This window comes from Bacillota bacterium (assembly GCA_013178415.1).
In the GTDB taxonomy this organism is placed as follows: domain Bacteria; phylum Bacillota; class SHA-98; order Ch115; family Ch115; genus Ch115.
Map to the genome: position 1 here is coordinate 40159 of JABLXA010000013.1, position 16400 is coordinate 56558.

Here is a 16400-nt window from a genome sequence, read left to right on the forward strand (position 1 = left end):
TGGGGCAATACTAAGGTTCAAGCTAGTCCAGGGGACGCAGCGCGGTCTGGGCGGATCTGGACGTTCTGCTAAACACCGTTGGCAATCATTTTCGCGCAACTCACCGTCATGCAGGATGCGTGGATCAATTTCCGCTAGTGCCTCCGGGGACAGCCCCGCCAGCCTCTCCTTCAGCATCGGAAAGTGATCGCTTAAATATTGCTCCGTACCGCCCACCGACGTAATGAGAGATATCCGGTCTACACGTTTCTGCTCGATCTCCTTTAGCCGTTTCTCCAGGAAATCCGTTACTTGTCTTTCCACTATGTTCTGCCTCCCTTTCTAGGCGGCGCATAATGCCGCGTGTGTATTCCTCCCGTTTGGTTTGGCACTTACGGATATGGATCTCCAGTGCCTGCATCACAATCCCCACGGGGAACCGCTCCCAGTAGTCCATCTCGCGTGCGACGATGTTATCCGCGACCTGTCCGGTTTTGCGTGTGAAGCGAATCACATCCCAATACTGCCGGATCACGGTCCACTGCTCATTGGTGTAACGCGGGAAGCGTTTCTCCAGGGGAATTGATTCAGGTTCCGTTTTTTCATCCCCACCCTCAGCCCCCTCCACAACCCCGTCAGGGGTTGGGGAGGGAGGGGGAGGGGTACTAGTACTGGTACTGTTAGGTACGGTACTGGTACGGTTAGGTACGGTTGGTGTAGATTCAGGTTTGATTTTTACTTGATTCTGACTAGATATTTGTAGATATTTAGTTGGAGCTGGTAAAAGCCTATAGCCTGCCGCCTCGGGAGTTCGCCGTCCCTTCCCAGCATTACAGGCACGACATGCTACGACTACGTTTTCAATTGTCGTAGGGCCATTCGGGTCAATATAATCATAGGTAGCACCGGCTGGGCTCTTTCGGTCTTTCCAGTCTACTAACCGCCCGCAATATCTGCACCTATTTTGATCTCTCTCTCGGATCGCCTGCGTGAGCGGCTTGTTGGCATACAACTCCCGGTGCCGTTTCTTTTGGCTGGCAGCATGTTCCCTTTGCTCCAGAAGACGCCCGGCATAGTCGTACCAATCGTGGATAGATAGGTTGCCCTGTCCATCATCATCGAAGAAGCCAGCCGCCAAAGCAGCGCGGCAGAAAGTGTCCGGATCGCCCGGCCATCCAGCCGCAATTGCAATAACACGCGGAGGGATGTTGATGAGACATCCGTTCGGTACATTATCGATTGCCCAACACCAGAACTGCGCCATGTGCCCAACCGCGTAAATCGATGGGATCTCTAGCTCAGCCGCAAGGCGCAATGTCTTACGGTGTGTCCACACGCTTTGATGCAACTCAATCCATGCCATACCTCTACTCCCTCGCCGTAGGCATGTTCAATGCCTTCCTTCCGCCATCTTCAGTATCAGATCCATGATCATGAATGCAATCCCAACACCTGCCCCGAAAGCGCATACGCCAAAGGCCAGCTCCAGGCACAGGTCTGAGAACTCACGCAACTTCTCATACAGGTTTTTCATCAATCTGTCCCCCCGATCTTGAGCTGGCGACGGATACGGTGCAATTCCCATGTGTGCCAGATCTTCGCAATGATAGCGCCGCACAGGAAACCCAAGGCGAAAACCATCATCCCCGCTCACCGTCTTCCAGTGACCTAACTGCAATGAAGAGCCGATTAAAGGCTTTACGCCCCTCAAATTTCCGCCTATCGGGGCAGGCAAGGAAATCTCTCGCCGCCTCTGCCACAACCTCTAATCTCCGTATCCGCTCATGGTGCCTTTTGAGATTGCATTCTATTTCCTCTAAGGTTTTTAGATACATCATGCTCCTATTTTCACTAGCTTCAGCCATTCTGCTGCTCACCGTCCTTTAATAAATCCCAGGGCTGCAACGCATCCCATCTATTCTCCCTTGCTACCTCATCTACATATGGGACAGCGAGCCGAGGCCAATCATCATTACTACGGTACCGTATCGCTTTAATACCGTAGCCTTCGCCATCGCCAACAAAAACGCCATCGGACATTTTGTCGCTATCGGCAGTTCCTCTTGCGAGCGCAGCTTTTATAACTCTACATAAAGTTTCCAGCCCTTCTTTATTTCCAACAATGTAAACGTCATCGTGCCAATCCCTTTGCGCGTAAATATGGAGAAATGCCGGATCCTTCAGCATTTTAGGCATCCTGTTCACCGCCTTCTAAGCGGATGCCTTCCCCCCATAACCGCCCCATTAAAGAAGCCCGGGAGAACAATGGTTCTGTGTTGTGGGGAGATGGCATCCTTTGTGCTTTTTTATCCTCGCCCTTCGCTCTTTCTGCGCCTGATGCCCGGTCTTCACACCCCTCCGGCGCAGAATTCATCGCAAAGAGTTACTTTGGTTGGGTATCGTATTTTAGCGAGGCTGGGGGCTATTGCCCCACAGCTTTTGCCTCAGACGTTTCGGCTTTCTGACACTTCATGCACAATGCCCTACCCCAATGTTCCTGGCTGTATTGCAGCACCTTCTCCGAGATGCTCGCCCCGCACTGGTCGCAAAAGGCGACGTTTTGAGATGCTTTCTTTGTCGTCCTTGCCAGCTCTGACGTGGATTCCGGCGGGGGAGTAAGGCCCATCAAGTCCGGGAACATCCCACTAGAATCACGCATATCCGAGGGCGTAGTCGCGGATGTCGCAGGTGCCGGCGTGGGTTGCGCTGGCTTGACTGGTGGCTGCGCCTGTGCCTGTGTTTGTGGCGCACCGTCTGATAGCCATGCCATGATTTCCTTCGCCAGGTCTTCGCCAGGGAGTTTGAACACACGGTCAGCCAGGGCCTTACACCGGCTCTTGGTGATCACCATGGTGTGATCGAGGTCCATTTCTCCGACGATATCAAACTCGTATTCCGCGCCTTCGCGGGTGATCGGCGCCATGCCGACTTTCTTGATTTCGGTCTTCCCGCGCTCATTCTCGGTCTGGATGTAATCCATTTTTGAACGCATGGTGGCGATGATATGCAGCTTACTGGCGTGTATAGCTTCGATGAAGTCATTGTGGAGTGGCGTGACGTCTGCCCAGGCAGCATATTTGTTCCCTCCCCGATTGCGCTTTGCATACAGCTCCACAAGTTCAAGACAGCCATTCTTGCCGTTCCACTCGTGGGAGATCGAGTCGATGATGAGGCCGTCATAGCCGGCTGCCTCGGCAGCCTTGATGGCCTCGATGTAGTTGTTGGGGTGGAAATCGTCCAGTTCCAGGACATCGAAGCTGAACTCGTCAGCATATTTGCTTGCGCTGCCGTGTTCCGTGTCAATCACTGCGACCTTCTTGCACATGGCGGTAGCTAACTTCAATGCGGTGTAGGTCTTGCCCGACCCCGCTGGGCCACTTATGCCTATTCGGGCCTTCGCCTGTCGCTTAGTGGCTTTTTGAAATGTTATCATCGCTGACATCCTCCTTTATGACCACTCTGAACGTAGGAGGCTTTGGATTGACCATGATCCCCGGCACCTGCTCGCCCTCGTAGACGGTCTTCGTGCCCTCAACCTGCAGGGCCTTTTTCAGTTCCCCCCACTGGGGACGTTCAATGGTCTCGACATATTGGGTTAGATTCCGCTCCTTGAGCCAGCGTAATAGGATTTGATCATCCCGGACGAATTCAGGTTGGGTTTCACGCATCTGCAACTGTCCATTCGGGAGCTTGTGAGTTTTATGCTTGGGGTCCTCAGCCAATAGCCCCATGTGATATTCGCGGAGCAATCCTGCGAAAAAGCTCTCCTCCCGTTCGGCACTTTTCTCGATATCATCCAGCCACGCCTGGATCTTTCGGACCTCGAGCATTGCAAGTTCCTCAGCCTCAGCGAAACGTCTCCGCGCCTTGGCTATCTTCCTCAGTGCCCAGTCAGCCTGCGCGTCGTCTTTGATCCGGAACCTCTCGCGCAGAACCTCCTGCGCCTGTTGATCATCCGGGATTTCCTCGGGGGCCTCGTAGGCCCCCAGCAGAACGTCCTCTAACGGCATTACCACTTACAACGCCTCCTTTGCGGGTATTTCTATCAACCCAGCGCACAGCAGGCGATTTACTCGGTTCCGCAAGTCTACATACGGACTGATGACATCATTCAAGATCTGGTCGATGGCCTCGCGGAGTTGCTTCAAAAACGCAGGTGAGATAGATGAGATCGAAAAATCTTGAAACGGATCGGTCTTGATGTTTGCCTTCACATAACCTTGGCCATCAATGAGAAACGTCACGCTAAACTTGTATCCGCCAAGTTCAAAGCGCCTACCGCAGGTCTCAGGGGCATGGACTTCATGGAGATATTTAATGAGCTGGGGAGCGATCCCATGGGTAGTAGGTAATTGCTCGAAACTGATGCCTACTACTAACCCACTTTCGTTATTCAACAACATACCTACCATAGCTCGTCGTCCTCCTCGGGGTCCCATTCTTGTATCTCAGCCTCAGTGAGACGATCCTCAAGATCCTCCAAATCTTCCTCAGCAAGGTTCGGCGCGTATTTCTTGATACAGCGTTTGTGAACATAACCGTCTTCCATCGCATATACGCGCTCGGCTGCATATATCTCCCGTCCACATTCCGCGCACATAGCCGCGACTGGAGCCTCGTCAGGGCAGGCGGTGCGCCAGGAATCGTAGCTAACCGGCAAATCATCCCACAGCATTAGTGATCACCTCACCGGCCACCGCGACTACATACGGCTTCTGATCTTTCTCGATCTTCGCGGCAAGTTCTTTTGTAAGCGTAATGAGCCGGTGGCAGTCCTCGATTGTCATTCCAAATAGAGATAGCTCAGCATTCGAGTAAACAATATCCAGGACGGGTGTGCCGTCGCTCAATATGATGCAACGTCCCTCCAGTGGCCTATCACCATCGTGCTTATGTATCGAGATCATATCCATTTTCTCTACCCTCCTTACCTCTCCCTAGCCGTAGAACCTTAAGCCTTCTTCCCCTTCCCGTCAAAGATCTCCCAGGTCGGCTTCTTTCCTTCATCCATTCGCCGCTTTAGTGCCGCCTTGGGGATCCTCCACAGCCGACCCAGCTTGATGGCGATGTCGCATAGCTCGCCATACCTAATTTCCTCGTAAACTCGATTGCGCCCGATCCGCAGGATGCGGGCCACCTCCAGCGGCGTTAGCATGTCTACCTTGCAATCCTCCAGAGTTAGCGGTCTCATAATGCCATCTCCCATCATATTGCTACAGCGAACTTTGGTTGCAGATGCAATCATTAAGTGTAAAAAATATCCTCAAATCTGCAGTCCAAGGCTTTTGCCAATTTCATCGCCGTTTTCGGACCGGGGTGCCTTGTTCCCCGGTCAATCTGACTCATAAATGGGCTGGATATCTTACTACGCCGGGCCAATTCGTTCAGCGTAAGCCCTTTTTCTATCCTACGTCTCAGAAATTCCTCGAACCTGACATTGATCTGGTTTCTCAATCTATCTGTTTCCCCCCTTTCGACCAGGTTTTGCTTCTGCAAACACTATATCATATTCCGATTGCTAATGCAACCACTTTTTTAAAAAAATTTCTTAACCCAGGTGACGCACATATTTTTCGGTTGCACTAGCAAATATACGCATTGATATGCACTTGCAAGCATATAGATATACGTGCTACATTATTCCTGTGGGAGGGGCAAAAAGGGGGATAACAAATGAGTGCTTTTGGACGTTATCTAAAGAAACTACGTGAAGATAGGGACATGTCGATAAGGCAACTAGCGCTTCGTTCCGGCGTTTCAAGCCCCTATATATCTCAGATAGAAACTGGCGCGCGCGGGGTCCCCAGACCCGAGGTGCTGAAAAAGCTGGCAAGGGGCCTCCGCGTCCCATATATGGAATTGATGAAGGTTGCCGGTTATATCGACGAGGAAGGAGATAAGGATAAGCTATCTACTCGCAAGGCAGCCTCACGCAAAGATGGTTACGACACCCCACTATCCCCAGAAGCTCAACGGGCAATCGAAATCATTCTGAACGAACTACGGGAACGTGACAAGGAAGGGTTATAAGCTTGCAGATATAACTGGGGGGCGGCGCCTTTGAGTTTCGATCCTTTTGAATATGCAGATAGAATGAAGGTCCGGTGGTTTACACGTGATCTACCGGATCCTCTTCTTGGCCTCTATGTTGTCGCAAAAGATATCCGTCCAACTATTATCCTTTCTCCTGCATTAAAAGATAACGCGCGGCTTCGACGCTGCGTGATGTCGGAAGAACTAGGGCACCATGAAACATCGAGCTTTGACAGCCTGCAATCATACCTTACATATCAAGATCTATTACGGGTCTCCCGTGAAGAACACCGCGCGCGCCGCTGGGCGGTGATGCATCTCATACCGGACGATGCGTTGTGGGAACTCGCAGTATCCAATTCAGTGATTACTGTCGAGGAAGCCAGCGAAATGTTTGATGTTATTCCTGCTTATATGAATTTGCGACTACAGATATTTCTGTCGGACCATTCTTCCATATTTACCCTCGGAGAGGGGAGGATATGGGTTTACCAGAAAGAAGCCTGAGTGCGTAGCATGAAGGGGGTGAGATTGTGAGGCTCCCGGACAAGTGGAAGCCTATCATTATCGGTGCATTATTGGGCGCGGTTCTGATGGCGCTCGTCCTCGGACGTTATAAGATCGTCGGAGACGCGGAATCAGTCTACAAGCTAGATCGGCTCACAGGGCGCGTATGGTGGGTGCTCTATGATTCAATGAAAGAGGTGGAGGTAAGATGAAGGGCCACGTCCGTAAGCATGGGGACGGCTGGCAGGGGGTCGTCTACCAGGGCAGGGGACCCGACGGCAAGAAGCGGTATAAATATCTGCCTGTCGCCCAAACCCAAAAGCAAGCCCAAAGGATGGTAAACGACATCATTGCTGAGATGAACAAGGGAACCTACATAGAACCCACACGGCAGACTGTCGCCGAGTGGTGCCGGGAGTGGCTGGAACTATACACGCGCGGAGTCTCTGAGGGTACCAGGGTGTGGTATAAAGATGTGATAGAACGTCTCATCGCGCCCGCGATCGGCGGTATACCTCTCGCAAAACTCACAGCAAGCGATGTCCAACGCTGGCTCAACAATGAGTTAGATCAGGGGTATGCGCCAGATACAGTGCATGGACATTATCGGGTGCTTCGGGCCGCTTTGTTGAAGGCAACCCGCATGAGGAAATTAGCTGTCAACCCGCTCCTCGAAGTTGAACCGCCAGCGCGGAAACGAGAGGCGGGGAAAGCCATTACCGCAGAGCAGGCTGAGGCATTCCTAGCGGCCGTACGAGAGCATGCCCCATATCGTTATACACTCTACCTAACCGCCATGACAATGGGGATGAGGCGGGGTGAAATCCTGGGGTTGCGCTGGTCGGATGTAGACTTCGCGCGCGGCATGATAAACGTGAGGCAACAATTACATAAGTCATCGACCGTCGCGAATCCTAAGTTCAAAGAGGTAAAAACAAAACATGGCCGACGGGACTTGCCCATGCCGAGGATGCTGGCAGAGGCCCTAGCGATATATAAAGTTGAACAGGATATGATCAAGCAGGCTCTAGGTAAATCTTACAACCCGTATAATCTCGTGTTCACTACGTCTAAAGGAACGCCTATCATGCCGTGTGACCTGACCCGCCAATATAAATCCTTGCTCAAAAAGGCAGGAGTGCCCGAAATACGATTGCATGATCTGCGTCATACCAACACTACATGGTTGCTCGAAGCAGGAGTCTCTCCAAATGAAGTCGCACGATTCGCCGGGCACGCTGACCCTGCGTTCACCGTGCAAAAATACGGCCATACCCTTGAGGATCACTTAACTAGGCCAGCGCGGGTGATAGATGAAATATTGCGTAAAAAAATAGGGGGGTAGCAGGGACTTTATCGTCGGATTGCCACAGGATTGCCACAGGGACAAAAAGAAGGGGTCGCGCGATCTGCGACCCCTTGAAAATACTTGGCTGGGGAGGAGGGACTCGAACCCCCGCACTCAGATCCAGAGTCTGATGTCCTACCGCTAGACGACTCCCCAGCATCAAAAGACAAGTAATAAGAAGTTGTCATCTATAATGATACTTTCCCCAGCTAGAAATGTCAATATGTATGGCGAAACGGCGAAACTACATGCGCGAAATCCTACATCATCCTTTGGCGGTAGTCCCCCGCGCCGCCCAGGCGGCACCGACGGGGAATGAAAATGGCGCCCGGCTATTTTCAAGACAGCATGGCTGCCCGGAACCCTGGACAGGAGGAATCTTGCTTGACATGTCGAAAGTAGAGTTATCAAAATAAGCCGAATTCAATATCGTAATGAACTGGAATCAGAATAGGCATTCATTAACTCTCTCTCGCTATTGTTGTTACCCAATGTCATATTACACTTTGCTGCTTTAAACCCCTAAATTTATATAATCAGGCATCATAGGCCCCTTGCCTTTTCACCCACTGCATTGCTGACAGGAGCAATGTTCAGTAATTGTCGAGGATCATTGGATCTTGGCATGAAAGGGGGAAGGCCCAAATGTAGCCAGCTGTGCCCACTTAAGTTGAATCAGAGACGTCGGATTCCCAACAAACAGGAGGTAGGCGAAATATGAGATCTTCTGCAAAACCTGTTTTCGCTCTGATCATCTCGCCAGCCCTTCTATGCGTTACCGCGCCATTGACAAGCGCAGCTACCCAATATCACGAGTCACCTCAGCTTGCTCAGTTGGTAAAGGAAGGGAAGCTTCCTGCTGTTGAAAAGAGGCTTCCCAAGGAACCTCTTGTAATAAAGCCAGTCGAGGAGGTGGGGCAGTACGGAGGCACATGGCGACGAATTGCGATAGGGCCGGGTGATGCGGGGATAATAAGCAATCGGCTGTCCTATGAAAACCTGGTGCGATGGAGTCCAGATGGTAAGACTGTAGTCCCGAACGTGGCAAAAAGTTGGGAAGCTTCTAAGGACGGGAAATCTTTCACATTCCACCTTCGCGATGGCATGAAATGGTCGGACGGTCAACCATTTACCGCAGATGATATTCTATTCTGGTACCAGGATGTGCTTTTGAACGAGGAGCTCACACCGACTTTCCCCACATGGCTCTGCACTCGCGGTGTGCCCGGTAAGGTAGAAAAAGTTGATACCAATACCATAAGATTCAGCTTTGCCCACCCATATGGCCTTTTCCCTATGATGCTCGCCGGACCCGTGGGTGGAGGAATCACCCAATATCCAAAGCATTATCTGAAGAACTTTCACCCCAAATATGTCCCCAAGGCAGAACTTGAAAAGGCTGCAAAAGCCGCTGGTTTTGACTTGTGGTACCAGTTCTTTTGGGATAGACAAAGCTGGCAGAACCCCAGCTGTCCCAGGATATGGCCTTGGATACCAAAACGTGTGCCTCCATCAACGCCAGTAGTCTGTGAAAGGAATCCATACTACTGGAAGGTAGATACAAAGGGTAATCAGCTTCCGTATATCGATAACATAAGTTTTGATATCGTATCGGACATCGAGACGCTCAACGTGAAGGCAGTCGCCGGCGAAGTAGACATGCAGCTCCGTCACATCTTGTGGGAGAACTATACATTGTATATGACCAATCGAAAACAGGGAGATTATAGGGTGCTCAAGTGGACATCCGCCGAAGGCTCAAATGCGCTTTTGATGTTCAATCTCAATGATAAGGATCCGGTATTGAGAAAACTCATTGAAGATCGACGTTTCCGCATCGCGCTTTCCCAAGCTATAAATCGCGATGAGATCAACGAGATATGCTACCTCGGCATGGGTGAACCGAGACAGGCAGCCGTCATCAAAGAAAGCCCCTATTATGAGGAAGAATTCGCAAAGGCTTACGCACAGTATGACCCAGCCCGAGCCAACAAGATCCTTGATGAGATGGGTCTCATGAAACGAGACAAAGAAGGATTCAGACTCCGGCCAGATGGCAAGACATTAAGCCTTACCATAGAATATGCGCCTGTATTTGGACCATGGCGTGATGTTGTGGCCATGGTGAAGAAATACTGGGAGACTGTGGGAGTGAAGACGATCGTCAAGGAAGAGAGTAGGGATCTATTCAGCCCACGGGCCATGGCTGGTGATTTAGATGTCGGCGTGTGGACTATGGATCGCTGCTTCACGCCGCTCATCGAGATGCTCTACTGGATGCCGATAGAGGGTGGCACCCCGCCGAGCACTGGTATTCAGTACTGGAGGTGGTATAGAACCAGAGGGAAAGAAGGAGAAAAGCCTCCTGCTGAGATTCAAAAGATCTATGAACTCTATGATAAAATAATTGAGGCGATTGATGATAGTGAGAGGATTCGCCTTGCAAAGGAGATTATGCGCATTAATGCAGAGAACATCTGGAATATCGGCCTGGTGGGAGGGTTGCCTCACATTGTGATCGTGAAGAATAACTTCAGGAATGTCCCGGAGAAGGCCATTTCTGATTGGCTCCAGCTGACCCCGGGCAACACTGCGCCAGAGCAGTACTTCATTAAGAAGAAATAGGAGAAGAATTAGGATGAATTCTGAATAGGAAGCGACGGCCTGGTGATCTGCAACTTATATCCCGGATCGCCAGGCCTTTTGGTTATCACCAGCGCGATCATAGGGCACCTATGGGTACTGTCGAGCAATCTCCAGGCCCGTCACTGGTTTCGTAATTCAGTATATAAAATCCATGCCCATTTACCACGCATGTGGATGCGACTCTGGTGATACGTTCCTGTCTGGCTTTGTAGTTCAAATGAACATGACCATGGAGAAAGTAACGCGGTTTGTAAGATTTGATCATCTTCAAGAAGACCTTGAACCCCTGGTGGCAAACGTCCGGAAGGTCGTGGACGCTGTATGGGGGGGCATGGGTCACGAGTATATCGATCCCACGTGATAGCCAAAGCTTTGGTTTCAAGGCTATCAGTTTCCAGAACATCTCTCTTTCGGAATATTGAACTGCATCATCTGTATAGCGTCGGGATCCTTCTAATCCTGCGATCCTGATCCCCTTGTAATTGACGACACGCCCGTCTATGTTCGTACACCCTTCAGGCGGGCGTGAAGCGTAGGAGACATCGTGATTCCCCCGAACATAGAATACTGGCACATTGAGCATGGTGGCGATGAAGGAGAGATACTCCCCTGGCAAATCACCGCAAGAGATCACCAGGTCTATGTCGGAGAAACGTTCGGGATTGAAGTAATCATATAGGAGGGGTTCCTCCCGATCGGCGACAACCAGGATTTTCAAGTGTGACCGCTTCCTCACGAAAAAATGCGTATCAGTGATTATCTTGCCATTCAGCCTGCGACATCTGTTAATATTGTGTCACATTTTGGCGGCCATGGCAACATCAATAGCGCCTGATTATAGGTCGTCGATAATGCCACCGGTAACGGTTAATTGTGAATAAGCCTCTGCAGGGATAGCAATTGCTATGTGGAATAGAATAAGATGCGGCGCGGTTCGCATCCGGACCATGAAGATTTGTATGAATTGTGATACTCGGTATGAGTTATGGCGTTTCAACTGTTTAGCTATAGGGAGGGCACTAGTTTGAGAGCACTCAAGGCCGCTCTGGAAAGGGCGCGGCGCCTGGGGGCCAGCTACGCAGACCTCCGGGTCGTCAAACGCAGAGATGAAGGTATAGTAGTCAAAAATGGAAGGGTGGATTCTGTAGAATCTTCAGAAGAAGAAGGCGTGGGTATCCGTGCCTTGGTAAATGGGGCATGGGGATTTGCGTCTTGTTCGAGCTTAGAGCAGGAAGACATTGAGAGGACAGCCGAACTTGCCGTTCGGATAGCAAGGGCCAGCGCTCGCGTGAAGACAGACGATGTGACCCTGGCGCCAGTAGATGCTATCTGTGATTCCTATAAAAGTGCCTATGATATCGACCCGTTTACAGTGTCTCTCGATGAGAAGATAGGGCTTCTCATGGACGCGGAAAGGCTCGCGAGACAAAATCCGAAAATCCGGGTCGCCACCGCAGATATGGGATTTCGCAGGGAGGAGAAGATCTTCCTGAGCAGTGAAGGCGCAGATATAAGACAGGAGATAATTGAGTCTGGGGCTCATATGTCGGCTATCGCCACCGATGGCGAGGAAATTCAAGAAAGGTCCTATCCTTCGATCTTTGGGGATTACGCTACCAGGGGGTATGAATTTGTAAAGAGCCTGGATCTTGCCGGACACGCGGAGGAAATAGCCGACCAGGCGGCAGAACTGCTTTCCGCCCCTCAGTGCCCGAGTAAAGTCACTGATCTCGTGCTGGGGACAAATCAGCTCGCCCTTCAAATTCATGAATCGTGTGGTCACCCAAGTGAGCTTGACAGGGTGCTCGGCACTGAGGCCAGCTTTGCCGGTACAAGCTTCCTTACACTGGAAAAGCGGGGAAATTTCAGATATGGTTCGGATGATGTCACGATTGTGGCTGATGCAACCATTCCTGGTGGACTTGGGACTTTTGGATATGATGACGAAGGGGTTCCAGCTCAGCGAGTTGAGCTGGTGAAACGCGGCATTTTCTCTGATTATCTCACGTCAAGGGAGACTTCCCCCTTAGTCAACCAGAGAAGCAATGGATGTATGCGCGCGGACGGGTGGAACAGGACTCCAATAATTCGAATGACCAATATAAACCTAATGCCTGGAGATTGGACGCTTGACGAGATAATTCGGGACACTAAAGATGGAATATATATGGAAGCGAATAAAAGTTGGAGTATAGACGATAAGAGGCTAAATTTCCAGTTCGGCACTGAAATCGCATGGGAAATCAAAGACGGTGGACTCGGCAGGATGCTCAAGAATCCCACATATACTGGCATAACGCCGGAATTCTGGAGAAGCTGTGATGCAATAGCCAATAGGGATTTTTGGCATCTGTGGGGGCTCCCATCTTGCGGGAAGGGCGAACCCATGCAGGTGGCGCATGTGGGGCATGGAGCATCTCCGGCTCGTTTTCGCAAGGTAAGGGTAGGTGTGGGGAAATGGTGAGATTGTCTGGGAATGATTCGACCTTCGGAGCCGGGCGGACCTCTGGGGCTGGCCGCGCTATGGAAATCGCTGAGATGGCTCTTGCGATGTCCCAGGCCGATCAAACAGAGGTGCATTGCATAGAAAAGGAATCCTTTCTTACCCGTTTCGCGAATTCAGAGATCCATCAGAATACGGCCGAAAGCGCTGTACTGGTTACAGTACGGGCCGTTGTTGGGAAAAGGATCGGGATAGCATCCACCAGCAGGTTTGATGAAGACTCACTCCAATCTGTGGTGTCGCGGGCCTTTGAGATCGCAAAGAGACAGCCCGAGAATCCCCGGTTTGTGTCTTTGCCAGGGCCAGAGGCGCATGATTCTTCTGTAGAGACCTTCTTTCCTGAGACTGCGAACTTCGGACCTGAGGACCGTGCACTTGCCGTAGATGCTATAATAAAAAGGGTGCGCAAGGCCGGGCTCCTGGGATTTGGTTCATTCAGCACGGCTGTCTATGATATAGCCACGGTGAATTCCCTTGGTGTGGCGGCAGGAGAAAGGTCAACGCTGGCGAGTTTCGTCACAGTGGTGATGGGAGAAGATGGTACAGGCTATGCTGCTCGCACGTCGCGAAATGTCGCTGCCCTGGATCTGGAGGATGCAGGGAGGGAAGCGGTGGAGAGATGCCTTGCCTCCCGGGGAAGCGTTGCCATAGAGCCCGGGGAATATACAGTCATCCTTGATACCTATGCCGTTGCTGACATGATAGACATGCTCTCATATATGGGATTTGGCGCCCTCGCCTACCAGGAAGGCAGGAGCTTCATGTCCGGAGCCCTCGGAAAGCGTATCGCCGGTGAGAATATCTCCATCTGGGACGATGGACTGGCCGAGGAAGGGATTCCTATCGAATTCGATTATGAGGGCGTTCCCAAGGAGCGTGTCGAGCTCATAACAAATGGCATCGCCAGAGGGGTTGTATATGATTCATATACTGCTGGCATAGAGGGAAAGAAGTCGACCGGGCACGCGACATCGCCATCCTTTGCCAATGGCCCTTACGCTACGAATCTTTTCATGGCGCCTGGTCAATCTGATCTCGATGAGATGATAGACTCGACAGATTATGGTATTCTGGTAACGAGGTTCCACTACACGAATCCAGTTCATCCTATTAAGACATTGTTTACTGGGATGACGAGAGATGGAACATTCCTGATCGATGGCGGGAAGATCTCAAAACCATTGAAAAATCTCAGGTTCACTCAGGGCATTCTCGAGGCGTTGTCCAATGTTGAAATGATCTCAAAGGAGCGCAGGGTCCATGAAGGGGTGGCTTGTGTTCCTGCGCTGAAGATAAAGGGCTTTAATTTTACGGGGGTAACAGAGTATTAGACGATGGCGAGTTTCATAGATCAATTGAATCCGCAACAAAGGGAAGCGGTTTTGCATGTTGAAGGCCCTCTCCTCATTTTAGCGGGGGCAGGGAGTGGGAAAACAAGAGTAATCACCTATCGTATAGCGCATCTCTTGGGAGATCTCAAGGTTGCTCCGGTGAATATACTTGCAGTGACTTTCACTAACAAGGCAGCCAATGAGATGCGGGAGCGGGTGATATCGCTGGTCGGGCCCGCCGCAGTGTCTGTATGGATCAGTACTTTTCATTCGTTTTGTGTCCGTGTGCTGAGAAGAGATGCCGAGAGACTGGGATTTAGAAGGGATTTTTCCATCTTTGACCGGGATGACCAAATGACTGCAATAAGGCAGGCGCTTCGGGAACTGAGTCTCAATGAGAAAAATTATCCCCCTGCTGATTTGCTTTCGACTATCAGCAGGGCCAAAAATGATCTGATAGGACCAGATGAATACGATGCGACCGCCAGCGGCCCCTGGGAGAACACTGTGGCTCGGGTGTACAAGCAATACCAGAACATTTTGCGCGCAAATGGCGCAATGGATTTCGACGACCTTCTTATCGAGACAGTGCGTCTTCTGAAGGAACACTCGGAAGTGCAAAGACGATATCAGGAAAGATTCCGGTATATCATGGTCGACGAGTATCAGGATACAAACCGCGTTCAGTATATGCTGGTGAGGATCCTCGCCGCAAGGTACAGAAATCTCTGTGTTGTCGGAGACGAGGATCAGTCGATCTATGGATGGCGGGGGGCGGATATCCGCAACATCCTGGATTTTGAAAAGGACTATCCTGACGCTAAGGTGGTAAAGCTCGAGGAGAATTATAGATCGACGAAGTGTATCCTCAATGCTGCAAATAATGTGATAACCAATAACTCCGAGAGGAAGAAGAAAAAACTATGGACCAGAAATCCTGATGGCGATAAAGTCATATGTTGCTATGTGCCTGATGAACACGGCGAGGCGCGATTTGTTGCTGAGCAGATAGCGGAAATGCGCCTTCGTGAGCATAGGCCATGGACGGATTTTGCCATTCTGTATCGAATGAATTCGCAATCCCGCGTCATTGAGGATGAACTGCTGAAGCAGGGTATACCTTATCAGGTGGTAGGCGGGGTGAGGTTCTATGATCGTAAGGAGATCAAAGATATCCTGGCTTATCTGAGACTCCTGGTGAACCCTGACGATTCGGTGAGTCTGAGGAGAATCATCAATGTGCCCCGGCGTGGTCTCGGGGATTCCACTGTGGAGAAGTTGGCTACCTTCGCGCGCCGTGAGGGTATTTCCTTGTATGGCGCGATGCTCAGGATCGACGATGTACCTGAGATAAGCGCCAGGACGCGGAAGCCCATCGCTGCATTCATTCAGATGATGGAATCCCTCCGAAATGAGGTAGACGATCTGTCATTGCCGGAATTGATCGACAAAGTGGCAGATGCAACAGGTTATCTGAAAGCGCTCGAGGACGAAAAGACCGTGGAGGCAGAGTCAAGGATAGAGAATATAAAGGAGCTCCTGTCTGTTGCACAGGAATTCATCGTCCGTCATGGCGGCGCAGTTGAGGAGATTGGTGCGGGAGCTGGGGATGATGAGCGCGATGGCCAGGATGGCGGGTTTGATGTCATGCAGGAGCATCAAAACGGTGCCCCGGGAAGAGAACAACTCGCTTCTTTTCTCGAGGAAGTAGCCCTGGTCTCCGATATTGACAATTTCGATGACAGGGTGGAAGGTGTCACTTTGATGACTCTGCACTCGGCAAAGGGGCTAGAGTTTCCGATAGTCTTCATGGTGGGAATGGAGGAAGGGATCTTCCCTCACTCCCGGGCGCTCGAGGATTATGGCCAGATGGAGGAAGAACGCCGGCTCTGTTATGTGGGCATGACACGCGCTGAGGAGCGGCTGATACTTACATGCTCTCACCAGAGGCTGCTTTTCGGACAGCGCATCGATTCGGTGCCTTCTCGATTTATAGGGGAAGTCCCAGAGGATCTTTTGGAAATCGTTGAGAGATCATATGGATGGTCCTGAT

The 16400-nt window shown here is 51.1% G+C and carries 20 protein-coding genes and 1 tRNA gene; 8 read left to right on the plus strand and 13 right to left on the minus strand.

Annotated elements, in window-relative coordinates; genetic code table 11:
- Nucleotides 1–124 precede the first annotated feature (124 nt).
- From HPY52_11160 to HPY52_11210, 11 genes are all read right to left on the minus strand, one after another.
- Entirely contained in the window at nucleotides 125–1342 is a 1218-nt protein-coding gene (locus HPY52_11160) for a hypothetical protein (protein ID NPV80817.1), read from the minus strand.
- A gap of 27 nt (nucleotides 1343–1369) precedes the next feature.
- The gene (locus HPY52_11165) at nucleotides 1370–1513 is read right to left on the minus strand and encodes a hypothetical protein (protein NPV80818.1); all 144 of its coding nucleotides are present in this window, start codon (nucleotides 1511–1513) and stop codon (nucleotides 1370–1372) included.
- A 106-nt stretch (nucleotides 1514–1619) separates the two neighbouring features.
- Complete coding sequence (locus HPY52_11170; protein ID NPV80819.1) at nucleotides 1620–1856, minus strand: hypothetical protein; 237 nt, start codon at nucleotides 1854–1856, stop codon at nucleotides 1620–1622.
- Nucleotides 1837–2175 carry a hypothetical protein gene (locus tag HPY52_11175; GenBank protein ID NPV80820.1) on the minus strand — a complete coding sequence of 113 codons (339 nt, stop codon included), beginning with the start codon at nucleotides 2173–2175 and terminating at the stop codon, nucleotides 1837–1839. Before HPY52_11175 ends, HPY52_11170 begins: the two co-directional genes overlap by 20 nt.
- Before the next feature lie 226 nt (nucleotides 2176–2401).
- Nucleotides 2402–3412, minus strand: a complete 1011-nt coding sequence (locus tag HPY52_11180) for an AAA family ATPase (GenBank protein NPV80821.1) — start codon at nucleotides 3410–3412, stop codon at nucleotides 2402–2404.
- Nucleotides 3387–3995 carry a hypothetical protein gene (locus HPY52_11185; GenBank protein ID NPV80822.1) on the minus strand — a complete coding sequence of 203 codons (609 nt, stop codon included), beginning with the start codon at nucleotides 3993–3995 and terminating at the stop codon, nucleotides 3387–3389. The genes HPY52_11180 and HPY52_11185 overlap by 26 nt, the downstream gene beginning before the upstream one ends.
- Nucleotides 3996–4391 carry a hypothetical protein gene (locus HPY52_11190; GenBank protein ID NPV80823.1) on the minus strand — a complete coding sequence of 132 codons (396 nt, stop codon included), beginning with the start codon at nucleotides 4389–4391 and terminating at the stop codon, nucleotides 3996–3998. It abuts the gene before it with no gap.
- Nucleotides 4385–4654, minus strand: coding sequence for a hypothetical protein (locus tag HPY52_11195; protein NPV80824.1), 270 nt, complete (start codon nucleotides 4652–4654; stop codon nucleotides 4385–4387). The genes HPY52_11190 and HPY52_11195 overlap by 7 nt, the downstream gene beginning before the upstream one ends.
- Nucleotides 4641–4892 carry a hypothetical protein gene (locus HPY52_11200; protein NPV80825.1) on the minus strand — a complete coding sequence of 84 codons (252 nt, stop codon included), beginning with the start codon at nucleotides 4890–4892 and terminating at the stop codon, nucleotides 4641–4643. Before HPY52_11200 ends, HPY52_11195 begins: the two co-directional genes overlap by 14 nt.
- A gap of 38 nt (nucleotides 4893–4930) precedes the next feature.
- Nucleotides 4931–5134: a helix-turn-helix domain-containing protein gene (locus HPY52_11205; GenBank protein ID NPV80826.1), complete on the minus strand. Its 204-nt coding sequence runs from the start codon at nucleotides 5132–5134 to the stop codon at nucleotides 4931–4933.
- Nucleotides 5135–5223: 89 nt separating this feature from the next.
- Nucleotides 5224–5433: a helix-turn-helix transcriptional regulator gene (locus HPY52_11210; GenBank protein NPV80827.1), complete on the minus strand. Its 210-nt coding sequence runs from the start codon at nucleotides 5431–5433 to the stop codon at nucleotides 5224–5226.
- Nucleotides 5434–5652: 219 nt separating this feature from the next.
- Between HPY52_11210 and HPY52_11215 the strand changes: the two genes are divergently transcribed.
- Genes HPY52_11215 through HPY52_11230 form a run of 4 tightly spaced genes read left to right on the plus strand, consistent with a single transcriptional unit; the run spans nucleotide 5653 to nucleotide 7864 of the window.
- The gene (locus HPY52_11215; protein ID NPV80828.1) at nucleotides 5653–6009 is read left to right on the plus strand and encodes a helix-turn-helix domain-containing protein; all 357 of its coding nucleotides are present in this window, start codon (nucleotides 5653–5655) and stop codon (nucleotides 6007–6009) included.
- A gap of 30 nt (nucleotides 6010–6039) precedes the next feature.
- Nucleotides 6040–6519: an ImmA/IrrE family metallo-endopeptidase gene (locus tag HPY52_11220; protein ID NPV80829.1), complete on the plus strand. Its 480-nt coding sequence runs from the start codon at nucleotides 6040–6042 to the stop codon at nucleotides 6517–6519.
- Nucleotides 6520–6545: 26 nt separating this feature from the next.
- Nucleotides 6546–6731 (plus strand): hypothetical protein, encoded by a 186-nt coding sequence (locus tag HPY52_11225; GenBank protein ID NPV80830.1) that lies wholly within the window; start codon nucleotides 6546–6548, stop codon nucleotides 6729–6731.
- A complete protein-coding gene (locus HPY52_11230; protein NPV80831.1) occupies nucleotides 6728–7864 on the plus strand; it encodes a site-specific integrase in 1137 nt (378 codons plus the stop codon). The genes HPY52_11225 and HPY52_11230 overlap by 4 nt, the downstream gene beginning before the upstream one ends.
- 85 nt (nucleotides 7865–7949) lie before the next feature.
- Here the strand turns inward: HPY52_11230 and HPY52_11235 are convergent.
- Nucleotides 7950–8023 (minus strand) — tRNA-Gln (locus tag HPY52_11235).
- Nucleotides 8024–8584: 561 nt separating this feature from the next.
- Here HPY52_11235 and HPY52_11240 point away from each other — a divergent pair.
- On the plus strand, nucleotides 8585–10492 hold the full coding sequence (locus HPY52_11240; GenBank protein NPV80832.1) for an ABC transporter substrate-binding protein: 1908 nt from the start codon (nucleotides 8585–8587) through the stop codon (nucleotides 10490–10492).
- A 97-nt stretch (nucleotides 10493–10589) separates the two neighbouring features.
- On the opposite strand, the gene HPY52_11245 is transcribed toward HPY52_11240, so the two are convergent.
- Entirely contained in the window at nucleotides 10590–11270 is a 681-nt protein-coding gene (locus tag HPY52_11245) for a metallophosphoesterase (protein NPV80833.1), read from the minus strand.
- 228 nt (nucleotides 11271–11498) lie between these two features.
- On the opposite strand from HPY52_11245, the gene HPY52_11250 reads away from it, so the two are divergent.
- From HPY52_11250 to HPY52_11260, 3 genes are read left to right on the plus strand one after another with little or no spacing between them, the layout of a single operon-like run.
- The gene (locus tag HPY52_11250) at nucleotides 11499–12977 is read left to right on the plus strand and encodes a TldD/PmbA family protein (GenBank protein NPV80834.1); all 1479 of its coding nucleotides are present in this window, start codon (nucleotides 11499–11501) and stop codon (nucleotides 12975–12977) included.
- Nucleotides 12971–14347: a TldD/PmbA family protein gene (locus HPY52_11255; GenBank protein ID NPV80835.1), complete on the plus strand. Its 1377-nt coding sequence runs from the start codon at nucleotides 12971–12973 to the stop codon at nucleotides 14345–14347. Before HPY52_11250 ends, HPY52_11255 begins: the two co-directional genes overlap by 7 nt.
- 3 nt (nucleotides 14348–14350) lie before the next feature.
- Nucleotides 14351–16399 (plus strand): UvrD-helicase domain-containing protein, encoded by a 2049-nt coding sequence (locus HPY52_11260; protein ID NPV80836.1) that lies wholly within the window; start codon nucleotides 14351–14353, stop codon nucleotides 16397–16399.
- The last annotated feature ends 1 nt before the right edge of the window (nucleotide 16400 follow it).

Excerpts from the sequence above, each read along its gene's own strand:
- HPY52_11160 (NPV80817.1), bottom strand. The coding sequence starts at position 1,342 with ATGGCATGGATTGAGTTGCATCAAAGCGTGTGGACACACCGTAAGACA.
- HPY52_11165 (NPV80818.1), bottom strand. The coding sequence starts at position 1,513 with ATGAAAAACCTGTATGAGAAGTTGCGTGAGTTCTCAGACCTGTGCCTG.
- HPY52_11175 (NPV80820.1), bottom strand. The coding sequence starts at position 2,175 with ATGCCTAAAATGCTGAAGGATCCGGCATTTCTCCATATTTACGCGCAA.
- HPY52_11180 (NPV80821.1), bottom strand. The coding sequence starts at position 3,412 with ATGATAACATTTCAAAAAGCCACTAAGCGACAGGCGAAGGCCCGAATA.
- HPY52_11190 (NPV80823.1), bottom strand. The coding sequence starts at position 4,391 with ATGGTAGGTATGTTGTTGAATAACGAAAGTGGGTTAGTAGTAGGCATC.
- HPY52_11195 (NPV80824.1), bottom strand. The coding sequence starts at position 4,654 with ATGCTGTGGGATGATTTGCCGGTTAGCTACGATTCCTGGCGCACCGCC.
- HPY52_11200 (NPV80825.1), bottom strand. The coding sequence starts at position 4,892 with ATGGATATGATCTCGATACATAAGCACGATGGTGATAGGCCACTGGAG.
- HPY52_11205 (NPV80826.1), bottom strand. The coding sequence starts at position 5,134 with ATGCTAACGCCGCTGGAGGTGGCCCGCATCCTGCGGATCGGGCGCAAT.
- HPY52_11215 (NPV80828.1), top strand. The coding sequence starts at position 5,653 with ATGAGTGCTTTTGGACGTTATCTAAAGAAACTACGTGAAGATAGGGAC.
- HPY52_11230 (NPV80831.1), top strand. The coding sequence starts at position 6,728 with ATGAAGGGCCACGTCCGTAAGCATGGGGACGGCTGGCAGGGGGTCGTC.
- HPY52_11240 (NPV80832.1), top strand. The coding sequence starts at position 8,585 with ATGAGATCTTCTGCAAAACCTGTTTTCGCTCTGATCATCTCGCCAGCC.
- HPY52_11250 (NPV80834.1), top strand. The coding sequence starts at position 11,499 with ATGGCGTTTCAACTGTTTAGCTATAGGGAGGGCACTAGTTTGAGAGCA.
- HPY52_11255 (NPV80835.1), top strand. The coding sequence starts at position 12,971 with ATGGTGAGATTGTCTGGGAATGATTCGACCTTCGGAGCCGGGCGGACC.
- HPY52_11260 (NPV80836.1), top strand. The coding sequence starts at position 14,351 with ATGGCGAGTTTCATAGATCAATTGAATCCGCAACAAAGGGAAGCGGTT.